Source organism: Mesorhizobium sp. P2_D6 (genome assembly GCF_056404315.1).
Map to the genome: position 1 here is coordinate 1 of NZ_JBFUEG010000080.1, position 946 is coordinate 946.

General features: G+C 58.2%; 1 pseudogene. It reads left to right on the top strand.

Annotation, left to right across the window (positions count from 1 at the left end):
- Positions 1-946: pseudogene (locus AC1D1L_RS33690) on the top strand (adenylate/guanylate cyclase domain-containing protein); the annotation flags it as partial.

Genomic DNA, 946 nt, shown 5'->3' on the forward strand with positions numbered 1-946 from the left:
TGTCCGGTGCCGCATCGACGGAACCGGAAGTCGCACGAGGGAGACTAGTCCAGCAAGACAAGCCTTCGATCGCCGTACTCCCCTTCCAGAACATGAGTGGCGATGTCGAGCAGCAATACCTCTGCGACGGGCTTACAGAGGACCTGATCACGGAGCTTTCACGCTTCCGGCAGATGCAGGTTGCGTCGCGCAATTCGTCCTCCCGCTTCCGCGGAGCCGCCGTTGACATGATAGGAGCGGGACGGGAACTCAGCGTGCAGTACCTCGTCGAGGGCAGTGTCCGCCGTATGGGAACGCGCATCCGGATAACGGCCCAATTGATCGATGCCACGACCGGCAATCACGTCTGGGCAGAGCGTTATGACAGCGCGCAAGACCAGATATTCGATGTCCAGGATCGCGTCGTTCGCACTATCGTCGGAACACTTGTAGGACGAATGACAGCCGCTCGCACCGACTTGGTCCTGCGCAAGCCGCCTGCCAGCCTGGCTGCCTATGAATGTGTCCTGCGCGGCGATGCGTTGCCAATAGGTACGCCGGAGATTGAGGCAGAGGCGCGGCGTTACTTCGAAAGGGCCATCGAACTCGACCCCAGTTACGCTCGTGCCTACGCATTATTGTCGTCGGCTATCGAGCGAGAGTGGCTTCTCGATATGAGTGATTCGAACCGCTTGCGCGACGAGGCGTTCGAGATGGCGCAGAAAGCCGTCGCGCTCGATGAAAACGACCATCTTTGCCAACTAGTAATGGCTTGGGCACAGGTCGATCGCGGCGCCTACGAAGTGGGTGAACAGCATTTCGCCAAGGCCATTTCGTTAAATCCAAATCATCCGGTCAATCACACCGACTTGGCGATGTTCTATAACTATCGCGGCGAAACCGAGAGAGCCATTGAGGGGATGCTGGAGGCGAAGCGCCTCGACCCATTCTTCAACCCTTCTTGGTA